The following is a 21,515-nucleotide window of genomic DNA, read 5'->3' as shown; positions in this document are numbered from 1 at the left end:
AAACAACGACGATGTGTGGCATTGCCGGACTGTGGAGCCCCAGGGGCTACTCCGACAACACCCCGAAGCTGGCCGAGAAGATGGCCGACCGCCTCTACCACCGCGGCCCGGACGGGCGCGGCTTCCATTTCGATCCGGACCATGGCCTCGCCATGATCCACACCCGCCTCTCGATCATCGGCCTCAATGCCGGCGACCAGCCGATCTTCGACAAGGACGCAGGCCTCGTCCTGACCGCCAATGGCGAGTTCTACGACTACAAGCGCCTGCGCGGCCTGCTGCGCACCGACGGCTTCGAGTTCACCACCAAGTCCGACAGCGAGATCGCGCTCAAGCTCTACCGCAAGCACGGCTTCGATTTCGTCGAACAGCTGCGCGGCGAATTCGCCTTCGCGATCTTCGATGAAAAGAAGGAACAGCTGATCCTGGTGCGCGACCGCTTCGGGATCCGGCCGCTGTTCTGGCACAGCGGTCCCAATGGCTTCTTCTGGGGCAGCGAGATGAAGGCCATGCTGGCCCATCCCGACGTGCCGCGCGAAGTGTGCCCCAAGGCCCAGCTGCACCAGATGATGCAGGTCATGGTGCCGGGCATGACGCTATACAAGGACATCCAGGCCGTGCTGCCCGGGCACATGCTGATCGTCACCCGCAAGGGCGACGGCTTCGAGGTTGAGCAGAAGCGCTACTGGGACGCCGAGTTCCCGCTCGATGGGCACCACGACGTCCGCTCGGACGACGAGCACATCGAGGCCGTGCGCGAAAAGCTGGTGGAATCCATCACCTTCAGGCTGGAGGCTGACGTTCCCGTGGCCTGCTATCTTTCAGGCGGCATCGATTCCTGCTCGATCCTGGGCATGGCCGCGGCGATCCAGCAGTCGCCGGTCAAGGCCTTCACCATCTCGTTCGACGACGACCGCTACGACGAGGCCCATATCGCCACGGAAATGGCGGAAAAGGTCGGCGCGGACCAGGACATCCTGCGGGTCAAGGCAGAGGACCTCTACGGCAAGAACTTCGAGGACGCGGTGATGTTCTCGGAGCGCACGTTCTACAACACGCTGGGCGTCGCCAAGATGCTGATGAGCAAGCACGTGCGCGACGTCGGCTACAAGGTCGTGATCACCGGAGAAGGCTCGGACGAACTGTTCGGCGGCTATGCCCAGTTCAAGGCCGACCTGTTTCTTCACGATCCCGACTATGCCGCGACGCCTGCGGCTGAGGAGATGCGCAAGCGCAATGCCATCTTCTCAGGCTCGGTCCTCGCCGAAGAGACGATCAGCCACCCCGCTTTCGAGGAAGTCATGGGTTTCACGCCGAGCTGGATCCAGCCCTGGATGCTCACCCTTGAGCGCGTGAAGCCGCTGCTTTCCGACGAGTTCAAGGCAAGGCTCGGCGACTACGATCCCATCGCCGCCATCGCTTACAGCCTCGACAAGTCGATGCTTGATGGGCGCCACGTGCTCGACAAGGTCCAGTATTCCTGGATCAAGACCATGCTGGAAGGCCAGATCCTCAACTGGGGCGGCGACCGCGTCGACATGGCCAACTCGCTGGAAAGCCGCCCGGCCTTCCTCGACCACCACGTGGCCGAACTGGCCATGCGCATCCCGCCGCATGTGCGCGTGCGCGACGGAGTCGAGAAATGGGTCGTGCGCGAGGCGATGAAGCACGTCCTGCCCGAAGTGCTCTACAAGCGCGAAAAGTTCGCCTTCATGGCGCCCCCGGCGCATACCGACGTGAAGAAGGCGGCCGAGATCGACAAGCTGATCGAGAAGTGGCTGTCCTCGGAAAAGATCGCCTCGCACGGGATTTTCGACGAGGCAAAGATGCGCGCCTCGATCGAGGAATACCGCAAGTCAGACGATCACGCGCAGAACACGCGCAAGGACATCATCCTCAATCACGCCATCGCACTGCACGCGATGGAGGAGCTGATCTGAGGTTCGAAAAAACACGCCGGGATTGACCGTCAAGGTCAATCCCCTGCCAGTAGGTCGCTACCTTCCCGTCGAACTGGAACCGGTCAGTCGGTACCTACGGCGAAAAGCTGTTTGTCGTCGGGGCGCGGCAGGGAACCGTCGAAGTTCGGCAGCGGCTCGAAGACTTCTTCGGTCACGGACACATTTGACAGGCCATCGACCTTGAAGTGGCCAAGGCGACGTTCCTCGTCGCTGCGCCAGTTCTTGCGCGGATTGAGCGCGCTCACGAAAAGGTCGCCGTGCCGCTCGAAAAGCTGATGCGGGGCAAGCTCCATCTCGCTGCCATTGTACATGGCAACGATAAGGCGCTTGAGGGCAATGGCCTCAATAATCGATCGTTCTGGCGACACCGTAGTCATAGTAGCGTTTTGCATTGCAGCAAAATGACGAATTCACCCCTTCGTATCAAGTTGCATTCTATGCCATATGTCTTGCGCATGACGCAACTCAATCGCTGTCAGCCGCCCACCACTTCCCCGCGTTCGGGCAAGACGGCTTCGTTGCAGGCCAGTTCGGTGACGCATTCGTAGAGCAGCTGAGTCCCGCGCTCGATGTCGGACCAGTGCGTCCATTCGTCCGGTGCGTGACTTACGCCCTTGACACTCGGCACGAAGAACAGCCCGGCCCGCGTATGTTCGCAGAAGAACTGGACATCGTGCCCGGCGCCCGAAGGCATGATCTTGTAGCTGTACCCGAGCTTTCTGGTCTTGTCCTCGATCAGGCCCATGATCGCGCGGTCGCAATAGGCGGGCTCGAGCCAGGACATCTGTTCGTACTCGAAATGCAGCTTGTGCTTGCGGGCAATCGCTGAAAGCACCCGCTCGCAGGCTTCCGCCAGCGCCTTCATCTTTTCGTGATCGAGGTCACGCCCGACGATGGTGAAGTCCACTTCGCCCGGAACCGTGTGGGGAAAGCCCGGCTTGCAGGCGACATGGCCGATGGTGACGCGGCTCTTGTCGGTGCCCTCCTCGTCGATGATGCGCGGGATTTCATGGGCGAAATCGACCATGCCCATCAGCGCATCGGCGCGCATGTCCATCGGCGCGGTCCCGGCGTGGTCGGCCTTGCCGATGAGCCGCACCTTCCACTTGAAGACGCCGGAAATGCCCTCGACGATGCCGATGGTGATCTTTTCCGTATCGAGCACCGGCCCCTGCTCGACGTGGAGTTCGAGAAAGGCGCGGATCGTTTCGGGCCGACGATAGGCGTGCAGCGCCTTGAGGTGATCGAGGCCGACTGCTGCCATGGCGTCGCGCAGCATCAGCCCATGCTCGTCAGCCGCGCTGTCCAGCCATTCGCGGGTCAGGTGCCCGGACAGTGCCTGCGCGCCGAGCATCCCGCCGAAGCGGCCTTCCTCCTCGCTGGTGGCGATGACTTCGACCGGAAAGGCGGGTTCGACGCCGTTCTCCTTGAGCGTGCGAACCACCTCAAGCCCGGCGATCACGCCCAGAACGCCGTCGAACATGCCGCTGGCCGGGACGGAATCGAGGTGCGAGGCGATCACCACTGCGGGCTTGTCCGCAGGGCCGTAGCGACCGATGACGTTGCCTGCACCGTCCATCTCGTGGGTCATGCCCAGGCTCTCGAACTGCTCGCGCAGCCACGCCCGGGCGGCCATGTCCTCCGGGGAGAAGCCCTGTCGGTAGACGCCGCGATCAGCCTCGTTGAAACCGAACCTCGATACGGCGGTGATGTCTCGCTCGATCCGTTCGATATCAACCTGGGCCACGCGTCCTCCTTCTTGTTTTGCGTGACGCGAGGGTAACGCCTTCAAAGCCAAGGGGGCAACCCCCGGCTCGGACTCGTCTCAGCCCTGGTCGATATACTTCGTTTCCAGAAAACGGTTGCGTGTCGCCAGTGCGTCGAGGTCATTGCGCGACAGGTCATGGCTCATCGCCTCGATCTCGTCAGCGATTACGCACAGCCCGTCGACGAGTTGTTCGGACGGCGTGCTCCCGGCATGCTCCTTGTTGCGCAGGGCCGGCGGGATACGGGTATAGCTGTCGACGAGCCCGGGCAGATGTTCGGCGAGCAACTTGCGCACCTCGCGCGCGGCCGGTCCGTTCTCGTTGAGCGTGGCCAGCTGCGGCGCGAGCTGTTCGAGGCGCACACCGATCATGTCGATGGCGTCGATGGCGGCATTGGGCAGCGCCCGGCGGCGGGCCTCCAGCCACAGTTCGGTCGATCCCGCCAGTTCGGCCAGTTCGACGCCCGAAAGCTGGTCGGCCCTGGGCCGGGGCGTTGCCGGGTAGATGGACAGGACCACGAAGACGATGAAACCCAGCAGCATCGTCAACAGCCAGGTCGTGTCGGACAGGCCATCCATGAAGATACCGGTGCCGATTGCCGCGACCAGGATGGCCGCCAGCGCCAGGAAGGCGCGGCGGATACGCCGCCAGCGAAAGCGCCAGCGTTCCTTGCGCGCATGGTGGAGCCGCGCCGCGCGCTGCCTGCGGGCGGCACGGATGATCTCCTGCTGGACGGGGGAACGGCCTCGCGCCATCGCGGCTTAGTCCAGGGCCTCCAGCATCGACTTTGCCGCCTTGCCGTCTCCCGATGCCGCCCCTTCGGACTGGCCCTGCGCGCGGGCGATATAGGCCTTCGACTTGCCGATCTCGCCTTCCAGCGAAGTGACCGTCTGCTTCATGCTGTCGAGCGCCTGCAGCTTGAACGTGTCTATCGAATCCATCGTATCGTAGATGTTCTGGAAGGCGCGGCTGAGCGTCTCCAGCGGGATCGTCGAACTGGCCGCCTGCTGGTGGATCTGGGCGGTGTTGTCCTTCAGCATCTGCCCGGTGGCATCGATGATGTTGGCGGTCGTCGTGTTGAGCGCGGTGATCTGGTCGAGCACGAGACGCTGGTTCGTCATCGCCTGCGCGACGGTGACCGCAGTGCGAAGCGCGCCGACCGTGGTGGTCGAGGCACGATCCACGCCCTTGATCAGCTCGACGTTGTTCTTCTTCACAAGGTCCAGCGCCAGGTAGCCCTGCACCGTGACTGCCATCTGCGTCAGCAGGTCCTGCGTGCGCTGGCGGACGTAGAACAGCGCGGTTTCGCGCAGGGCCTTGGCCTTGGCCGGATCGGTGTGATCGAGATCCGCCGCCTTCTGCTCGAGCGTCTCGTCGAGGGCCTTTGACATGAACACCATCTGTTCGAGCTTGCCCATCGCCTTCCACAGGTTCTGGCGCTCGACGTCGATGGCAGCATTGTCCATCAGCAGTTCGTCCTTACCCCCCTGCAGGCGCGCAAGGATCGCGCTGATATGGCTTTGCGCGGACTTGTAGCTGTCGAAATAGTTGCGCAGCTTGCTGCCGAACGGGATGATCCCGAAGATCTTGCGGCGCGTCGTGAGGTCACCCTTCGTGGACGGGTCGAGATCTTCCACCGTGCGCCGCAGTTCGGCAAGATCCGCGCCGACGCCGCTCGTCTCGTCCATCGCCCGGATCGGGCGGTCGAGGAAACGGTTGGACTGCCCGGCCGCCTCGGCGATTTCCTTGCGGCCCATGTTGGTGATCTGGTCGACCCGGCGGCCGAACTCGGGTGAGTTGGAATCCTGGGCAACCAGATCCTCGACGAATTCATCGACACGCACCTGCAGGCGGGACTTCTGCTCCTCGTCGACCGGCACGAGACCGGCGGCCCTCTCGGGCTTCACGACGGGCACCGGATCGGGTGGAGTCAGCTTGAGCTCTTCAGAAGCCTGATCCGTCGCTAGCGCCATCTACTGTCACCTTCTTGCCTGCGGAATGCACCAAGTCGCTGTGAAGTTAGGTTTGCTGCCGGCCGAGTACAAGGAAAACAGGGCCCGGTCGCCGCCCTTGGTCGGATCGCGTCAACGCTTGCTCGATTCCTCCTCGCCTGCGCCGATCCAAAGCATCGTGTCGTCCCGGGCCACCACGGCAAGGTCCAGCCCCGAGGCCCGGGCCCGGCGCACCGCAAGGTCGGTCGGCGCGGAAATCGCCACCAGCAGCGAGCACCCTGCGCGCACCGCCTTCTCGACCAGTTCATAGGAACAGCGCGAGGTGACGACGATGAAGCCCTGCCCCGGATCGATGCCCTCGCGCGCCATCGCGCCGACCAGCTTGTCGAGCGCATTGTGGCGGCCGACATCCTCGCGCACGAGCTGGACGGTTCCGTCAATAGCACTGAAAGCTGCGGCATGCGTTGCCGAAGTCCGCCTTCCCAGGTCCTGCCGCTCGCGCAAGGCCACAAGCGCGCTGCGGATAGCCTCGGGACGAACGGGCGACGCGGCGGGCAACCGCGGCAGCGGACGCAAGGCGGCTTCGACACCCTCGATCCCGCAGATCCCGCAGGAACTGTCGCCCACACGGCGGCGGGCGCGTTCGAGAATGGGGCCAAGCCGCGCCTCCGGCAGGTTCACCCGCGCGACGAAGCCTTCGCCCCAATCGCCGTTCTCGACACGGTGGACCGCCACCTCGCCGACTTCACCGGCCTGCGCGAGACCTTCCGCCATCAGGAAACCGGTGACGAAATCCTCGATATCGAGCGGAGTTGCCATCATCACGGCATAGGCAATCCCGTTGGTCTCGATGGCGATGGGCGATTCCACCGGAATGGCAACTTCGCACGGCTCGCCGGCGCCTGTCGCATAAGGGTTGCGCTCCGCGTCGATCAGGGCTGCGCCCATCGGGGCCCCGCAGGCCGTTCCGTTCCTGTGATCATCACTCATGGCACCGTGATAGGCCCTGGGCCGCGAAAGGCCATGCCCGAAAGCTCAGATCTCCGCCTGAATCTGGCCGTAGGCCAGCAGGGCGAACAGCCCCGTGCCGCCGATGACGTTACCGATCAGGGTCGGCAAAAGGTGCAGCCCAATCGCCTCGCCGAAGCTCATGTCGCCATGCAGCGCCAGCATGAACATCTCGGTCGACCCGGCGATCACGTGGGTGAATCCACCCGCCGCGATCAGCCACGCGAACAGGCCGACGACGATGATTTCAAAGCCCTTGGAACTGGGCAGCATCCAGACGATGCCAGCCACGAAGAAGCCGGCCGGAACCCCGTTAAGCAGGGCTTCCATGCCCCGGCTCTCCGCAGCATGGCGCGACACCGCGAGCATCGCGGCGATCAATTCGCTGTCCGGCGAACCGATCGTGACGGCAATGATCGCGCTCGCCATCGTCCCGATCATGTTCGCCAGCAGAACGATCAGCCAGAGCCGCCCCGTGCGGTAGAGCCGCTTACCGCTCGGTCCGGCCAGCAGCGGCAGGACGACGCTCAGGGTGTTTTCGGTAAAAAGCTGGAGCCGCGATAGCACGACAAGGATAAAGCCCATCGCATAGCCCCACGCAGCAATGATCTCGCGCTGGGGATGGCCCTCGTATGCGTCGTAAAGCAGGCCTTGGCACAGGACAGACGTGGAGATGCCGAAACCCGCGGCAATGCCCGACCACCACAGGGAAGCGGCGGGGCGGTGCAATTCCTCTTCGCCCTCGCGCCGGATGACGGAAAAGACAGTCAGGGCCGAAAGCCGCTGACTGTCCTTGACCTTCGACCTTTCGCGGCGGCTCAGCCCGGCCTCGTCCTGCGCGAGCTCCCTGCTCACGTCCTCACGATCGGGATGGGTCATCGCGCGTCTGGTTCCTCCGGCGGATTGCCCGGAAGAAACGTCTCAGCTTCCCGCGATGTTCCCTTCCGGTCAGGCTTTCAGGCGCTCGGCATGCCAGTCGACATGCTCGGCCATGAACGTCGAGATGAAGTAGTAGGAGTGGTCGTAGCCTTCCTGCATCCGGATCGTTGCCGGCTGGCCCGTCTTCTCGCAGGCCTGGATGAGCAGATCGGTGCGCAGCTGTTCCTCGAGGAAGCCGTCCGCCGTGCCCTGGTCGACCAGCAGGTCGGGCAGGCGAGCGCCGTCCTCTATCAGGGCGCAGGCATCGTATTCGCGCCAGTTCGCACGGTCGCCGCCGATGTAGCCGGTCAGCGCCTTGTCGCCCCAGGGGCATGACAAGGGCGAGACGATCGGCGAAAAGGCGCTTACCGAGCGGAACCGCCCGGCATTGCGCAGGCCGATGGTGAGCGCACCATGGCCACCCATCGAGTGGCCGGTGATGCCCTGTCGGCTCGTGTCGACCGGGAAGTTCGCGGCAATCAGTGCGGGAAGTTCCTGTTCGAAGTAGGAGCGCATGCGAAAGTTCTTCGCCCAGGGCTCCTGCGTCGCATCGACGTAAAAGCCTGCGCCCTTGCCGAAGTCATAAGCCTCATCGTCCGGCACGTCGTCGCCGCGCGGCGACGTATCGGGAGCGATGAAAATCACGCCATGCTTTGCGCAGGCGGCGCGAAATTCGCCCTTTTCGGTGACATTGGCATGGGTGCAGGTCAGCCCCGAAAGATACCACAGCACCGGAAGTTTCGCGCCCGGCGCATGGTCCGGGACGAAGACAGAGAATGTCATCTCCGTCTTCGTCTGCGCGGACTGGTGCCGATAGACGCCCTGGACGCCGCCGAAGGACTTGTTGTTCGAAACGGTTTCCAGAGTCACTGCGTCACTCGCCCTCGGGCAACTGGGTGAAGGCGCAGATCTTGTTGCCGCAAGGGTCGCGCAAGTAGGCGCCATAAGCATTGCCGGGGGCCTGCGCGCGCCTTCCCGGCGCACCTTCGTCGCTACCGCCATTGGCAAGGCCGGCCGCGTGGAAGGCGTCGACAGCCTCCTTGGTGGCCGCGGCGAAGCCGATCGTCCCGCCATTGGCATGGCACGCCGCATTGCCGTCGGCCGGCTTTCCAACGCCGAAAGCGCCGGTCGGGCTCTGGTAATAAACGCGATCGCCGAAGGTCATTCCTTCCCCGATCCCCAGTGCACCCAGGGTCGCGTCGTAGAACTGCTTGGCCTTCGCGGGGTCGTTGGAGCCGACCATGACATGCGTGAACATCGGGCTATCCCCTCTTGAAGCTTAGTAGACGACTACACTGCGGATGCTCTCACCCGCGTGCATCAGATCGAAACCCTTGTTGATTTCTTCAAGGGAAAGGACGTGGGTGATCATCGGGTCGATCTGGATCTTGCCGTTCATGTACCAGTCGACGATCTTGGGCACATCGGTGCGGCCCTTCGCGCCGCCGAAAGCCGTGCCCTTCCAGACGCGACCGGTGACGAGCTGGAACGGACGGGTGGCGATTTCCTTGCCCGCTTCGGCAACGCCGATGATGATCGATTCACCCCAGCCGCGATGGCAGCATTCGAGCGCCGTGCGCATCACTTCGGTGTTGCCGGTGCAATCGAAAGTGTAGTCCGCACCTCCGTCGGTCATCTGCAGGACCTTGGCGATGGTGTCCTCGCGGCTCATGCCCTTCACGTCGAGGAACTCGGTCATGCCGAACTTGCGGCCCCAGTCCTCGCGGTCCGGGTTGATGTCGACGCCGATGATCTTGTTGGCACCGGCCAGCCTGGCGCCCTGGATCACGTTCAGGCCGATACCGCCCAGGCCGAAGACGACGACGTTGTCGCCGACCTGTACCTTGGCGGTGTTGGTCACTGCGCCAACGCCGGTGGTGACACCGCAGCCGATGTAGCACGAGGTCTGGAACGGCGCGTCCTCGCGGATCTTGGCGACGGCGATCTCGGGCAGGACGGTGAAGTTCGAGAAAGTCGAACAGCCCATGTAGTGGAAGATCTTCTCACCCTTGTAGGAGAAGCGGCTGGTACCGTCGGGCATCAGGCCCTGCCCCTGCGTCGCACGGATCGCGGTGCACAGGTTGGTCTTGCCCGAGAGGCACGACTTACACTGGCGGCATTCCGGCGTGTAGAGCGGAATCACGTGATCGTCCGGCTTCACGCTGGTGACGCCCGGGCCGACTTCACGCACGATACCGGCGCCTTCGTGGCCCAGGATCGAGGGAAAGATGCCTTCGGAATCGAGTCCGTCGAGCGTGTAGGCGTCGGTGTGGCAGATGCCGGTCGCCATGATTTCGACCAGGACTTCGCCTTCCTTGGGGCCTTCCAGGTCGACTTCGACGATTTCCAGCGGTTTCTTCGCTTCGAAAGCGACTGCGGCGCGGGTCTTCATGTGCGCAAACTCCTCTTGATCGAAGCGCTTTGTAGGACTCACAGGTACTGTGATAAAGCGCCCCGCAGGAAAAGGATTATCACAGCAAGGGGATAATGGTGCTGGCCAACTGGGACGGTATCGAAGAGTTCGCGATGGTCGCACGTCTGGGCAGTTTCACGGCCGCGGCGCAGGCCTATGGCGCCTCGGTGACGCACATGAGCCGCTCGCTCGCTCGGCTGGAAGGCCGCTTGCAGGCCCAGCTCCTGCACCGCACCACCCGCTCACTGCGCCTGACCGAGACGGGGCAGATCTTTCTCGAGACCTGCAAGCGCCTGATCGAGGAGCGCGACGAGGCCATCGCCGCCATCGCCTCGCAAGGCGAACCGAGCGGACACTTGCGCATCACCTGCTCCTATGCGCTGGGCGAGAAATTCGTGGCGCCGATCGTGCGCGAGCTGTCGACCGCCTACCCGTCGCTGACGGTCACGCTCGATCTCGACAATGCCGTCGTCGACCTCATCGCCGATGGCTACGACCTTGCGATCCGTACCGGCCAACTCAACGATTCCCGCCTCGTCGCCACGCGGGTGGCCTCGCGCGCACTGATCACCCTTGCCTCTCCGGCCTATCTCTGCCGCCGCGGTCGGCCTGCGGACATCGAGGACCTGCGCCGGCACGAGTGCCTCGTGGGATCGAGTGCGCAGTGGCTGTTCAAGGGCAACGCGACGTTCCGCCCGCAAGGGCGCTGGCGCTGCAACAGCGGCAATGCGCTGATCGAGGCGGCGCTCGCAGACATGGGCATCTGCCAGGTCCCGCGCTTCTATCTCGGCAATCACCTTAGCGAAGGCCGGCTTGAACCCGTCCTGCCCGATCTCAACCCCGAGGAGGAGCCAATCTGGGCCGTCTATCCGCAGCGCCGCCACCTCTCGCCCAAGGTCAGCGCCATGGTCGAAGCCCTGCGCACGAGCCTGCCCGCATATCTCGCCACGGCCAGCGGCCTCGTCGCCTGAGCCCGCTGCGGCTATCCCCGCCCGCGACCGTCGCCTCCGCAAAAGGGGGCGTCAGGACCAAGTCCGGGGTCAAGTCCGGGGTGACGGCAATATCGCGAACTTCTATGGACCACTCCCAGGTCCTGAATCCACCAGCCGGAGCTCGTTCATGTCCCTACACCTCGTCCGCGAAGGCGCCGTCGCCCGCATCGAGATCGACCGGCCCGAGCGCCGCAATGCGTTTCGACAGGACATGTGGGCGCGCCTGCCGGAACTGGTCGCGGAAGCAGCGGGCGACAGCGCCATAAAGGTCATGGTGCTGACCGGCAGCCACCCGGGCATGTTCTGCGCCGGGGCCGATATTTCCGAGATGCTCGACAACCGCGCCAACCCAGACTGGCTCGCGGCCAACCAGGCGGCGATCAACCGCGCCCAATACGAGCTGACACGCGCCCCCATGCCGACCATCGCTTTCGTCGATGGCGACTGCATCGGCGGAGGGCTGGGCCTCGCACTTGCCTGCGACATGCGCCTGGCGGCGCGGCGCGCCCGCTTCGGAGTGACGCCGGCCAAGCTGGGCATCGTTTACCCGCTGCACGACACCCGGTTGCTGGTCGATCTCGTCGGCCCCGGACAGGCCAGTCGCCTGCTCTACACCGGCGCGTTGATCGACGCCGAAGAAGCCTTGCGCATCGGTCTGGTCGAGGAACTGGCCGAAAGCGCCCATGCCCTTGCCGCCTCGATCACCGCCAATGCCACCTACAGCCTCAAGGGCCTCAAGCAGATGATCCGCTGGGCCCGCGACGGACAGATCGAGGACGACCGGGGCTCGCTCGACCTCTTCGCAGCAGCCTTCACCGCACCCGAATTCGAGGAACGCGCCGCGGCGTTCGTGGCTCGCCGGCGCTCATGACCTTACGTTTCTGATCCGAGCCCGCGCAGGATCAGACTGGTCACCAGCCGAGCGGATTCCCGCGCACTGAGGCGGCAGCTCGTCAACTCGCGGTGACCGGAAGAAAACAGGCAGGCGAGCAGCAGTTCTTCGGCACCGTAGAGTTCTGGTTCGCTCAGATCGGGATTGGCGACGAGGGCCATTTCGCGGAAGATCGCGCGATACTGCAGGTTGATGGCGCGGACGGCCTCGGCCACTTCCGGATTGCGATGCCCTTCGGCCAGCACCTCGTGGATCAGCGCCGAATCCTTCTCGACGCTACAGCGGACAATCATTTCCTCCAGCACGGCTCCGATGGACGCCTCGCCTTTGCGAATGCGGCAGACGTCGGAGGTAAGTTCGACAAGCAGGCGCGCGGTATCGGCCTGAATAATTGCGCGGATGATGTCCTGCTTGCTGGGAAACACGCGATAGATGGCACCGACGCTGACTTCGGCCTCTTTCGCCAGATCGGCCATGGCCGTCTGGTGAAACCCCCTTTCCGCAAACAACTTGCGCGCGGCGAAGACCACCTTGTCCTCCGCACTCAATTTCTGCTGCACTGCACAATCGCCAGCCAATTTCCCCTCCAATTCGCTTGACGCCACATTGGCAGAGTGTTTAGAGGGCTGCAAGCGGAATGAACGTTCATTCCGGATTTCCTTGATCCCCCCAAGGTGAACATGACCTTTAAGAACGCCTCCTCCATGGTGCTCGCACTGGCCCTTCTGGCCGGCTGCAGCTCGTCAGAACAGCCGCAGCCCCCGGCGCCGAAGGTCGGCGTCGTCAAGCTTGCCGAGCAAGCGGTGGAACTGACGACGGACCTCCCGGGCCGAATTCAAGCCTCTGAAACTTCGGAGGTTCGCCCCCAGATCAGCGGCGTGATCCGCAAGCGTCTCTTCGCGGAGGGCAGCTACGTGAAGGCCGGACAGATCCTTTACGAGATCGAGGACGCACCGTACCGGGCCGCGCTGGGCACCGCGCAGGGCAATCTTGCCAACGCCCGGGCGACCGTGGGATCGACCCAGCTGCAGGCCGATCGGTTTCGCGACCTTGTCACGATCAATGCGGTCAGCAAGCAGGAATACGACAATGCGCTAGCGGCCGCGCAGCAGGCGAAAGCCAATGTTGCGGCGCAAAAATCGGCCGTTGATTCGGCCCGCGTCAACCTGGAATTCACGCGCATCCGCGCGCCCATCTCCGGGCGGATCGGCCGATCGTTCTATACCCGCGGCGCCTTGGTCCAGACCGGCCAGAGCGATCCGCTGGCAACGATCATGAGCACCCAGAGCGTTTACGTAGACGTGACCCAGTCCGCTGCGCAGATCCTCGACCTCAAGGAAGCGCTGGCAAGCGGCGGCCTCTCGCGGGAGAGCCGTGACAGCGCCCGCGTCAAGCTGATCCTGCCCAACGGCAAGACCTATCCCATCGAAGGCAGGCTGCAATTCGCCGAAGTTTCGGTCGATCCCGAGACCGGCAGCGTCACCCTGCGCGCCACCTTCCCCAACCCGGACGGCCTGTTGCTGCCCGGCATGTTCGTGCGGGCCCGGCTCGTCGAGGGGGAGAAGCAGAACGCCATCCTCGCCCCGCAGCAGGGCATCAGCCGCGACCCGCGCGGACGCGCCACGGCGCTGGTGGTCAACGCCGAGAACAAGGTGGAGATGCGCCAGGTCAAGGCAGAACGCCCGATCGGGGACAAGTGGCTCGTCACCGAAGGCCTGAAGCCCGGCGACCGGCTTATCGTCGAAGGACTCTCCGGCCTGCAGGCCGGCACCACGGTCACTCCCGGGGCCCCGCAGCAGGTCACGGCCGCCAGGACGCCTGACCGCACCAAGACCAAGACTGCAACCGTCGCCGAAAGGCGCTGATCCGTCATGTCGCGCTATTTCATCGACAGACCCATCTTCGCCTGGGTCATCGCCATTGTCGTCATGCTCGCGGGCATCATCGCCCTGCGGGTTCTGCCGGTCGCCCAGTTCCCGACCATCGCCGCGCCGGCGGTGACGGTCAGCACGACGTATCCCGGCGCCGATGCCCAGACGCTCGAGAACACCACCACGCAGGTGATCGAGCAGCAGATGAAGGGCATCGACAACCTGCGCTACTTCTCGTCGACGAGCGATTCGGCGGGCAACCTCGCGATCACGCTGTCCTTCGACCAGGGCACCGACCCCGATACCGCGCAAGTCCAGGTCCAGAACAAGCTGGCACAGGCCACACCCCTGCTGCCCGAGGACGTCCAGCGTTCAGGCGTGCGCGTGGCGCGCGCTGCCAAGGACTTCCTCATCGTCATGGCGCTCTATTCCGATGACGGATCGCACGACCAGGTCGACATCGGGGATCTCATCTCCTCGAAGCTGCAGGACCCGGTGAGCCGTGTCGACGGCGTCGGCGATACCCAGTTGCTCGGCGCTCCCTATGCCATGCGCATCTGGCTCGATCCGTACAAGATGGCCAACCTCAAGGTGACGGTCTCGGACATCACTGCCGCGGTCAAGGCGCAGAACGCCCAGATTTCCGCCGGCCAGGTCGGCAGCCTCCCTGCACCCGAAGGACAGGCGCTCAACGCAACGGTTACCGCGCAGTCGCGCCTGCAAACCCCCGAACAGTTCGGCAATATCCTGCTGCGCACCGACAGCGACGGCGCCAACGTGCGCCTTTCCGACGTCGCCCGCGTCGAGATCGGCGCCGACAACTACAGCTTCCTTGCCCGCTTCAAGGGCAAGCAGGCCGCCGCGCTGGCGATCAAGCTCGCCCCCGGCGCAAATGCGCTCGACACTGTCGAAGGCGTGAAGGCGGCGGTCGCAGAAGTTTCCAAGCAGTTCCCGGCCGACATCCGCATCGAGTACCCGGTCGACAACTCGACCTTCATCGAGCTTTCCATCAGCCAGGTCGAACACACACTGATCGAGGCGATCATCCTCGTCTTCGTGGTGATGTTCCTGTTCCTGCAGAACTGGCGTGCGACGCTCATCCCGACGATCGCGGTCCCGGTCGTGCTGCTGGGCACCTTTGCCATCCTTCTGGCTGCCGGCTTCACCATCAACACCCTGACCCTGTTCGGCATGGTGCTGGCGATCGGCCTGCTGGTCGACGACGCCATCGTCGTGGTCGAAAACGTGGAACGCCTGATCCAGACCGAGGGGCTCAGTCCGAAGGAAGCCGCGCGCAAATCGATGGACGAGATCAGCGGCGCGCTGGTCGGTGTCGGCCTCGTGCTGTCGGCGGTGTTCCTGCCGATGGCATTCTTCGGCGGCTCCACCGGCGTCATCTTCCGCCAGTTCTCCATCACCATCGTTTCCTCCATGGTGCTCTCGGTTCTGGTCGCGCTGATCCTGACCCCGGCCCTGTGCGCGACGATCCTCAAGCCCTCGCGCGAGGACCATGGCGAACGCGGCGGCTTCTTCGGTTGGTTCAACCGCACGTTCGACCGCGGCGTCGAGCGCTACAGCAACGGCCTGCGCCGGGTGGAACGCAACTGGAAGCGCTCACTGGCCGTCTACGCGATGATCGTCGTTGGCATGGGCGTGCTGTTCTGGCGCCTCCCCGGCGGCTTCCTGCCCGATGAAGACCAGGGCTTCCTTTTCGCTCAGGCAATGATGCCCTCGGGCACGACCATGGAAGAAACCCAGCGCACCGTGGACCGCATGACCGACTACCTGCTCAACGAAGAGAAGGACGTGGTCGATTCGATGCTCAGCATCGGCGGCTTCGGCTTTGCCGGACAGAGCCAGAACGTGGCGATCGCCTTCATCAAGCTGCGCCCTTGGGAAGAACGTGAGGGCGAGGGCATGGGCGTCACCGCGCTGGCCGAGCGTGCCAACGTTGCCTTCCACAAGCTCGGCGTCGGCCAGATCTTCGCGTTCGCCCCGCCGGCAGTGACGGAGCTGGGCAATGCCACCGGCTTCGACTTCGAACTCAAAGACGAGGCCAACCTCGGCCACGAGGCGCTGATTGCCGCGCGCAACCAACTGCTCGGCATGGCCGCGCAGGACAAGCGCCTCGCAATGGTGCGCCCCAATGGCATCGAGGACACTACCCAGCTCAAGCTCGACGTGGACAAGGAAGCCGCGGGCGCCTTCGGCCTTTCGATCCCGGACATCAACACGACACTCAGCACCGGCTTCGGCGGCAGCTACGTCGACGACTTCGTCGACCGTGGCCGCGTCAAGCGCGTCTACGTGCAGGCCGACTCCGAATTCCGCACGACGCCCGAATCGCTCGGCAATCTGTTCGTACGCGGCAGCGGCGGCGAGATGGCCCCGCTGGCATCCTTCTCCTCAACCGAGTGGGGCTACGGTCCGGCTCGCCTCGAGCGCTACAACGGCGTCTCCTCGGTCGAGATACTCGGTTCCGCCGGCCCCGGCTACAGCACCGGCGAAGCGATGCAGGCGATGGAAGAGCTGGCAGCGAAGCTTCCGCCCGGCATCGGCTACGAATGGACCGGCATCTCCTATGAGGAAAAGCTGTCGGGCAGCCAGGCCCCGATGCTCTACGCGCTTTCGCTGCTGGTAGTGTTCCTGTGCCTTGCTGCGCTCTACGAGAGCTGGTCGGTGCCGATCGCAGTCATCCTCGTGGTGCCGCTGGGCGTCGTGGGCGCCTTGCTTGCCGCGACCTTCGTGGGCCTTGCCAACGGCATCTACCTGCAGGTGGGCCTGATCACGACGATTGGCGTCTCGGCCAAGAACGCCATCCTCATCGTCGAATTCGCCGAGGAAAAGATGCGCGATGGCCTCAGCGCCGCCGAAGCCGCGCTGCAGGCCGCCAAGCTGCGCCTGCGCCCGATCCTCATGACCTCGTTCGCATTCATCTTCGGCGTGCTGCCGCTCGCGGTTTCCAGCGGAGCGGGCGCCGGCGGACAGAATGCCATCGGCTGGTCGGTCGTGGGCGGCATGCTATCGGCGACGGTCCTGGCGGTCTTCCTCGTGCCGCTGTTCTTCTTCGTCGTTAAGCGGATCTTCCGCCAGGACCAGCCGAACCGCGAAGCGCACGCCGCTGCCACCAACGATGCACCTCTCGAGCAGGATTGATCCGATGAACCGCGCAACCCGATCGCTCTGGCTTTGCAGCGCCCTGGCTCTCGCCGGGTGCAACATGGCTCCCAAGTACGTGCGCCCGGACCTGCCGGTTCCGGCGGACAGCCCCTCCGGCGCTGCTTACGATAACGCCGCATTGCAGGGCTCTGCGCAGGATCTGGCAAGCACCGCCTGGGAAGACTTCTTTACCGACGAACGGCTGCGTGAAGTGATCCGCACGGCGCTGGCCAGCAATCGCGACTTGCGCGTATCGCTGGCCAATGTCGAGCAGGCCCGAGCGCTCTACAAGGTCCAGCGCGCCGACCTTCTGCCCGGCGTTGCCGCCAGCGGCAGCGCGACCTACCAGAAGCTACCCTTTGCGGCGGCGGGCCAGGTCAATGGCGGCGGTGCGGGGCGAATGGACAACTACTCGGCTTCGCTTGGCGTTTCCGCTTGGGAGCTGGACCTCTTCGGCAGGGTACGCAATCTGACGAAGGCCGCGCAGGAAGACTTCTTCGCCGCGCAGGCGAACCGCGATGCGGCGCAAGTCGCGCTCGTCGCCGAAGTCGCTTCGGCCTGGCTAACGCTTGCGGCAGATAGCGAGAGCCTCGCCTTCTCAACCAGAACCGCGCAGGCTTATGACGAAACCGTCGCGCTGACCGAAGCGCGCTTCAAGGCAGGCGTCGCATCGCAGCTCGAAGTGAGCCAGGCCCGCACGAGCCGCGATCAGGCGCGTTCGGACATCGCCGCGCTGACGACGCAGGTTGCGCAGGACCGCAATGCGCTGGAACTGCTTGCCGGGACGAGCCTCGACCCGGCCACGCTGCCCGCCGCCCTGCCTGGAAATGGTGCGACCATCGGCCAACTGCCCGCCAATGTGCCTTCCACCGTCCTGCTGCAACGCCCCGACATTGCCGCTGCCGAACACCAGCTGATCGGTGCCAATGCCGACATCGGCGCGGCGCGCGCGGCCTTCTTCCCGCAGATCTCGCTCACGGCCGCCCTGGGAACGATGAGCCTCGGGCTGTCGAACCTGTTCAAGTCCGGCAGCGAGACCTGGTCGGTCGCACCCTCCGCAAGTCTTCCAATCTTCGATTTCGGCAAGAGGGCCGGCAACCTGCGCTATGCCAAGGCCACCCGCGATGCGATGGTCGCCCAGTACGAGAAGAGCGTGCAGACCGCGTTTCGCGAAGTCGCCGACGCACTCGCGCGGCGAGGCACCATCGACGAGCAGCTCGATGCGCAGGTTTCACTGCGCGACAATGCGCAAGTCGCCAACCGACTGTCGCAGGCGCGTTTCAGCAAGGGGGTGGATAATTTCCTGACCACTCTCGATTCGCAGCGCAGCTACTACGCGGCCGAGCAGTCCCTGATAGCCACGCGATTAGTGCGCGGCGCGAATGCCATAGAGCTTTACCGCGCTCTTGGCGGAGGCCTCAAATAACCGATGCCCGCTCAGAAAGCTTGAGAAACCGCGGCTTGCGCCGCGCCCGTCAGCGCATCAGGTGCCAGTACAGGATATAGGCAACGCCGAGCCAGCTGCTTGCCATGCAAATGCGATTCCCGATGGAATCCAATAGCGTCATATCAACCTCTCCCGGAGCTCTCATCCAGTTCCCGGACTTATTATCCAGTGAATGCTGAAGGCTAACACGAGTTTGGCGCGATGACCAGTACCCTGTGAAGGACCCGATCGCCCCGGACTTTTGCCAGTGGGGCCTTGTGCGCGCCGGCGCTAGGACATGGGTCTAGCGAATCCGCCGGGGACAGCGCGGATCGCCCCGGAAGAAGAGAGTGCCGATGCCGACGATCCGCTATTCCGCGCCGCTGCAGGTCCTCGTGGCAGTGCGCGGGCATCCCTTCGACCGCACAGCGTTCGATGCGATCTTCCAGGACATGGAAGGAATTGCGGCAACCATGGTCGATCAACCCGCTGCCTCGCAGCTCATGAACCCGCAGGGGTTGGCGCCTTACGATGCCCTGGTCCTCTACGACATGCCGGGTCTCGACTTCGACGCGCCGCACGAGCCGCCTGCCCTCATCGACCCCGGACACGCTTTCCGGGAGGGCTTTCGCGCCCTGCTCGAAGAGGGCAAAGGCATCGTCGCGCTGCACCATGCATTGGCCGGATGGCCCGCCTTTCCCGACTATGCCGAAGCGCTGGGCGGCACTTTTCTATATCGCTCGCGCGAGGTTCGCGGGCAGCTTCGTCCCGATTCCGGCTATCGGCACGGCGTGGAGTACACGGCGCAAGTCACCGCCACCGCGCATCCGGTGATGGCTGGCATTCCCGCCAGCTTCGCAATGAAGGACGAACTCTACCTTGCCGAAATTTTCACCGATTCCGTGACCCCGCTGCTGCGCGCCGATCACCGCTTCGATCGCGACGGCTTCCACTCGGCAACCGCCGCGATGGAAGGGCGCATGTTCGACAATCAGGGCTGGGAACATGAGCCGGGCAGCGACCTCATCGGCTGGACGCTGAAGTCGGGAAACAGCCCGGTGGTCTACCTCCAGCCGGGCGACGACCGGACGACTTACGACAATCCGGTCTATCGCCGACTGGTGGAAAACGCGATCCGCTGGGTCGCCTCGCCCGAGGCACGGGACTGAGCCTGCCTTACATCGCCGGGTGCGTGGCGGTGAGGCCGCCGTCGGCGACAAACATGCCGCCCGTGCAATAGCTGCTTTCGTCGGATGCCAGAAACAGCGCGAGGTTCGCGATCTCGGCCGGGTCGGCCATGCGTCCCAACGGCGACATTGCGTCGAACACGTCCTTGAGTTCGGGCGCAGCGGCGATGTGTCCGGAAAGGATTGCGGTGAGCGTCGTTCCCGGGTGGAGCGTATTGCAGCGGATCGGCAGCTTCTCCTGCGCGCACCAGGCCGCGATCGAGCGGGTAAGGCCGACCACGGCATGTTTCGACGTCGTATAGGCGGAATCGAAGGCAAGGCCGAGCAGCGAGGTGGTCGAGGCCGTGTTGACGATCGATCCGCAACGCCCTTCAGGCAGGTCGCGCATGGCCGCAATCGCGGCACGGCAACCCAGCATCGGCCCGGTGACATTGACCGCCATGATCCTTTCCCACCCTGCCAGGTCGGTTTGGTCGATCGGCTTGTTGAGGACGATCCCGGCATTGTTGCATAGCACTTCAAGGCGGCCATCGCGGCCAAGGACCCGGCCCATGACTTCGGCCCAGCCCGCCTCGCTGGCCACATCGAGGCGCACGAAGGTGGCGCCGGCTTCGCCTGCAATGCGCTTGCCCTCCTTCTCGTCGAGATCCGCGAGCCAGACCCTGGCGCCTTCGGCAACGAACCGCCGGACCATGGCTTCACCGATGCCCGACGCACCCCCGGTGACCAGCGCCACCTTGTCCTGCAGCCGGCCCATCAGTCGAGGCTCACGCCGAACAGGGTCGAGCGCGGCTCACCGGTATCGCTATAGACCGGCTCGGTGCCGGCCACCGAGTAGAGCTTGATGTCGAAGGCGCTCAGCTGAAACGATTCCAGGTGTCCGCGCATTTCGAGATAGGAGCTGTGCCTGAAGTGTCGCAGGAGATCGCGTTCGCTCTCCCACTCCTCGTAGACGTGCATCAGCCCTTCCTCGAGTGGATCGACCGACCAGTTGTAGGCGACGCAGCCTTGCTCTTCGCGGCTCTGGGCAATGAGATGCGCCCCGCCGCGCACGACTTGCGCGCAGACGTCGCCGCCACCGAAGCGAAGCCATCCGGCCACGATGATACGCATTGAAGCTGTCCTTTCCCATTCTGTCCCGCATGCGTGCCGCAACGCGCGCTTCGCGCAATCGTAAGGCAAGCCGACCGGGAAGGCGCACTGTCAAAAGGCGCAGCTGCCGCCGACTGCGGCACGGCGCTCATTGTGCGGGATAGACGCCGGCGAGAACCTTGTCGAAATGGCCGGCCACCTGCTTGTTGCAGGTGCACGCGCGTGAGGCGAGCGCTTCGGGGTCGAGCACCTCTATCCCACCGCGTCGGGTGCGCAGCATGCCGTCGCGCTTGAAGCGCTGCAGGACCCGGCTCGCATAGCTGCGGCCAATTCCCATCATCGAGGCGAGTTGTTCCTGCGTCATCGTCACATCATGGCTGCCAGTCCGTTCCACCGCCGCCGAGAGCCATTTCGCAGCGCGATGCTCGATGGTGTGGACAGCGTTGCAGGCGATCGACTGGAACACCTGCGCCATCAGGCAATCGGCATAGCGGGCGAAGAGATGCGCAATCGCATAGGATTCCCGCTTGAGACGTTCGAGGTCGCGCAAGTCGATTCGCAGGAAGCGCCCGCCGTGCAGGACATTGGCGCGGGCATAGGAAGGCAGGCTGCCTGCACTGACGACTCCGCCCAGCGCCCCTTCGCGGCCGATCAGTACGGTTTCCACCGCAACGCCGCAGTCCAGCTCGACGAAATAGGAACACAGCGCTGAGCCCAGAGGAAAATAGCAAAATTCGACGTTATCGCCCGGATCGTAGATCACGTGCCCGGAGCTGAAACTGCACTCTTCCAGGCGGGAATCGAGTAAGTCGCGATCCTCGGACCGCAGGGCCGAAAGCAGACTACTGCCCCCATGTGTGATTGTAGCCGTCATCGTC

Annotated in this window: 20 protein-coding genes; 7 read left to right on the top strand and 13 right to left on the bottom strand. The window is 64.3% G+C overall.

The window, feature by feature from the left end:
* The first annotated feature begins 11 nt into the window (after positions 1-11).
* A complete protein-coding gene (gene asnB, locus J3474_RS01170) occupies positions 12-1,940 on the top strand; it encodes an asparagine synthase (glutamine-hydrolyzing) (protein WP_207092820.1) in 1,929 nt (642 codons plus the stop codon).
* An 83-nt stretch (positions 1,941-2,023) separates the two neighbouring features.
* On the opposite strand, the gene J3474_RS01165 is transcribed toward asnB, so the two are convergent.
* From J3474_RS01165 to J3474_RS01125, 9 genes are all read right to left on the bottom strand, one after another.
* On the bottom strand, positions 2,024-2,353 hold the full coding sequence (locus J3474_RS01165; RefSeq protein ID WP_239000596.1) for a WYL domain-containing protein: 330 nt from the start codon (positions 2,351-2,353) through the stop codon (positions 2,024-2,026).
* A gap of 83 nt (positions 2,354-2,436) precedes the next feature.
* Complete coding sequence (locus tag J3474_RS01160; RefSeq protein WP_207092819.1) at positions 2,437-3,708, bottom strand: Zn-dependent hydrolase; 1,272 nt, start codon at positions 3,706-3,708, stop codon at positions 2,437-2,439.
* Between the two features lie 78 nt (positions 3,709-3,786).
* Positions 3,787-4,482, bottom strand: coding sequence for a hypothetical protein (locus tag J3474_RS01155; RefSeq protein ID WP_207092818.1), 696 nt, complete (start codon positions 4,480-4,482; stop codon positions 3,787-3,789).
* Between the two features lie 6 nt (positions 4,483-4,488).
* A complete protein-coding gene (locus J3474_RS01150; RefSeq protein WP_207092817.1) occupies positions 4,489-5,700 on the bottom strand; it encodes a toxic anion resistance protein in 1,212 nt (403 codons plus the stop codon).
* Between the two features lie 111 nt (positions 5,701-5,811).
* Positions 5,812-6,669 (bottom strand): formate dehydrogenase accessory sulfurtransferase FdhD, encoded by an 858-nt coding sequence (gene fdhD, locus J3474_RS01145; RefSeq protein WP_207092816.1) that lies wholly within the window; start codon positions 6,667-6,669, stop codon positions 5,812-5,814.
* 45 nt (positions 6,670-6,714) lie between these two features.
* On the bottom strand, positions 6,715-7,566 hold the full coding sequence (locus J3474_RS01140; RefSeq protein ID WP_207092815.1) for a formate/nitrite transporter family protein: 852 nt from the start codon (positions 7,564-7,566) through the stop codon (positions 6,715-6,717).
* A gap of 69 nt (positions 7,567-7,635) precedes the next feature.
* Positions 7,636-8,475, bottom strand: a complete 840-nt coding sequence (gene fghA, locus J3474_RS01135; protein WP_207092814.1) for an S-formylglutathione hydrolase — start codon at positions 8,473-8,475, stop codon at positions 7,636-7,638.
* A 4-nt stretch (positions 8,476-8,479) separates the two neighbouring features.
* Positions 8,480-8,863, bottom strand: coding sequence for a VOC family protein (locus J3474_RS01130; protein WP_207092813.1), 384 nt, complete (start codon positions 8,861-8,863; stop codon positions 8,480-8,482).
* A gap of 21 nt (positions 8,864-8,884) precedes the next feature.
* Entirely contained in the window at positions 8,885-9,997 is a 1,113-nt protein-coding gene (locus tag J3474_RS01125; RefSeq protein WP_207092812.1) for an S-(hydroxymethyl)glutathione dehydrogenase/class III alcohol dehydrogenase, read from the bottom strand.
* A gap of 95 nt (positions 9,998-10,092) precedes the next feature.
* On the opposite strand from J3474_RS01125, the gene J3474_RS01120 reads away from it, so the two are divergent.
* Together J3474_RS01120 and J3474_RS01115 are read left to right on the top strand one after the other, a co-directional pair.
* Complete coding sequence (locus J3474_RS01120; RefSeq protein WP_207092811.1) at positions 10,093-10,989, top strand: LysR family transcriptional regulator; 897 nt, start codon at positions 10,093-10,095, stop codon at positions 10,987-10,989.
* A 148-nt stretch (positions 10,990-11,137) separates the two neighbouring features.
* Positions 11,138-11,881 carry an enoyl-CoA hydratase/isomerase family protein gene (locus J3474_RS01115; RefSeq protein WP_207092810.1) on the top strand — a complete coding sequence of 248 codons (744 nt, stop codon included), beginning with the start codon at positions 11,138-11,140 and terminating at the stop codon, positions 11,879-11,881.
* A 2-nt stretch (positions 11,882-11,883) separates the two neighbouring features.
* On the opposite strand, the gene J3474_RS01110 is transcribed toward J3474_RS01115, so the two are convergent.
* On the bottom strand, positions 11,884-12,507 hold the full coding sequence (locus J3474_RS01110; protein ID WP_242528124.1) for a TetR/AcrR family transcriptional regulator: 624 nt from the start codon (positions 12,505-12,507) through the stop codon (positions 11,884-11,886).
* Positions 12,508-12,606: 99 nt separating this feature from the next.
* Between J3474_RS01110 and J3474_RS01105 the strand changes: the two genes are divergently transcribed.
* The 4 genes from J3474_RS01105 (at position 12,607) to J3474_RS01090 (ending at position 19,527) form a co-directional block, all read left to right on the top strand.
* On the top strand, positions 12,607-13,767 hold the full coding sequence (locus J3474_RS01105; RefSeq protein WP_242528159.1) for an efflux RND transporter periplasmic adaptor subunit: 1,161 nt from the start codon (positions 12,607-12,609) through the stop codon (positions 13,765-13,767).
* Positions 13,768-13,773: 6 nt separating this feature from the next.
* On the top strand, positions 13,774-16,929 hold the full coding sequence (locus J3474_RS01100; RefSeq protein WP_207092807.1) for an efflux RND transporter permease subunit: 3,156 nt from the start codon (positions 13,774-13,776) through the stop codon (positions 16,927-16,929).
* Positions 16,930-16,933: 4 nt separating this feature from the next.
* Positions 16,934-18,358 carry an efflux transporter outer membrane subunit gene (locus J3474_RS01095; RefSeq protein WP_013832278.1) on the top strand — a complete coding sequence of 475 codons (1,425 nt, stop codon included), beginning with the start codon at positions 16,934-16,936 and terminating at the stop codon, positions 18,356-18,358.
* Positions 18,359-18,714: 356 nt separating this feature from the next.
* Complete coding sequence (locus tag J3474_RS01090; RefSeq protein ID WP_013832277.1) at positions 18,715-19,527, top strand: ThuA domain-containing protein; 813 nt, start codon at positions 18,715-18,717, stop codon at positions 19,525-19,527.
* A 7-nt stretch (positions 19,528-19,534) separates the two neighbouring features.
* On the opposite strand, the gene J3474_RS01085 is transcribed toward J3474_RS01090, so the two are convergent.
* The 3 genes from J3474_RS01085 to J3474_RS01075 form a co-directional block, all read right to left on the bottom strand.
* Complete coding sequence (locus J3474_RS01085; RefSeq protein ID WP_207092806.1) at positions 19,535-20,302, bottom strand: SDR family NAD(P)-dependent oxidoreductase; 768 nt, start codon at positions 20,300-20,302, stop codon at positions 19,535-19,537.
* Positions 20,302-20,658 carry a putative quinol monooxygenase gene (locus J3474_RS01080; RefSeq protein ID WP_207092805.1) on the bottom strand — a complete coding sequence of 119 codons (357 nt, stop codon included), beginning with the start codon at positions 20,656-20,658 and terminating at the stop codon, positions 20,302-20,304. Before J3474_RS01080 ends, J3474_RS01085 begins: the two co-directional genes overlap by 1 nt.
* Before the next feature lie 127 nt (positions 20,659-20,785).
* Positions 20,786-21,511: a Crp/Fnr family transcriptional regulator gene (locus J3474_RS01075; RefSeq protein WP_207092804.1), complete on the bottom strand. Its 726-nt coding sequence runs from the start codon at positions 21,509-21,511 to the stop codon at positions 20,786-20,788.
* Positions 21,512-21,515: the final 4 nt, after the last annotated feature.

This window comes from Novosphingobium sp. PY1, from assembly GCF_017312445.1.
Taxonomy (GTDB): Bacteria; Pseudomonadota; Alphaproteobacteria; order Sphingomonadales; family Sphingomonadaceae; genus Novosphingobium.
The sequence above is the reverse complement of the archived record's forward strand: the minus strand, read 5'-3'. Positions and strand labels throughout refer to the sequence as shown.

What these genes read in the sequence shown, in the direction of transcription:
- asnB (WP_207092820.1), top strand. Translation starts at nt 12, where the DNA reads ATGTGTGGCATTGCCGGACTGTGGAGCCCCAGGGGCTACTCCGACAAC.
- J3474_RS01165 (WP_239000596.1), bottom strand. Translation starts at nt 2,353, where the DNA reads ATGCAAAACGCTACTATGACTACGGTGTCGCCAGAACGATCGATTATT.
- J3474_RS01155 (WP_207092818.1), bottom strand. Translation starts at nt 4,482, where the DNA reads ATGGCGCGAGGCCGTTCCCCCGTCCAGCAGGAGATCATCCGTGCCGCC.
- J3474_RS01150 (WP_207092817.1), bottom strand. Translation starts at nt 5,700, where the DNA reads ATGGCGCTAGCGACGGATCAGGCTTCTGAAGAGCTCAAGCTGACTCCA.
- fdhD (WP_207092816.1), bottom strand. Translation starts at nt 6,669, where the DNA reads ATGAGTGATGATCACAGGAACGGAACGGCCTGCGGGGCCCCGATGGGC.
- J3474_RS01140 (WP_207092815.1), bottom strand. Translation starts at nt 7,566, where the DNA reads ATGACCCATCCCGATCGTGAGGACGTGAGCAGGGAGCTCGCGCAGGAC.
- J3474_RS01130 (WP_207092813.1), bottom strand. Translation starts at nt 8,863, where the DNA reads ATGTTCACGCATGTCATGGTCGGCTCCAACGACCCCGCGAAGGCCAAG.
- J3474_RS01125 (WP_207092812.1), bottom strand. Translation starts at nt 9,997, where the DNA reads ATGAAGACCCGCGCCGCAGTCGCTTTCGAAGCGAAGAAACCGCTGGAA.
- J3474_RS01120 (WP_207092811.1), top strand. Translation starts at nt 10,093, where the DNA reads ATGGTGCTGGCCAACTGGGACGGTATCGAAGAGTTCGCGATGGTCGCA.
- J3474_RS01115 (WP_207092810.1), top strand. Translation starts at nt 11,138, where the DNA reads ATGTCCCTACACCTCGTCCGCGAAGGCGCCGTCGCCCGCATCGAGATC.
- J3474_RS01105 (WP_242528159.1), top strand. Translation starts at nt 12,607, where the DNA reads ATGGTGCTCGCACTGGCCCTTCTGGCCGGCTGCAGCTCGTCAGAACAG.
- J3474_RS01100 (WP_207092807.1), top strand. Translation starts at nt 13,774, where the DNA reads ATGTCGCGCTATTTCATCGACAGACCCATCTTCGCCTGGGTCATCGCC.
- J3474_RS01095 (WP_013832278.1), top strand. Translation starts at nt 16,934, where the DNA reads ATGAACCGCGCAACCCGATCGCTCTGGCTTTGCAGCGCCCTGGCTCTC.
- J3474_RS01090 (WP_013832277.1), top strand. Translation starts at nt 18,715, where the DNA reads ATGCCGACGATCCGCTATTCCGCGCCGCTGCAGGTCCTCGTGGCAGTG.
- J3474_RS01085 (WP_207092806.1), bottom strand. Translation starts at nt 20,302, where the DNA reads ATGGGCCGGCTGCAGGACAAGGTGGCGCTGGTCACCGGGGGTGCGTCG.
- J3474_RS01080 (WP_207092805.1), bottom strand. Translation starts at nt 20,658, where the DNA reads ATGCGTATCATCGTGGCCGGATGGCTTCGCTTCGGTGGCGGCGACGTC.
- J3474_RS01075 (WP_207092804.1), bottom strand. Translation starts at nt 21,511, where the DNA reads ATGACGGCTACAATCACACATGGGGGCAGTAGTCTGCTTTCGGCCCTG.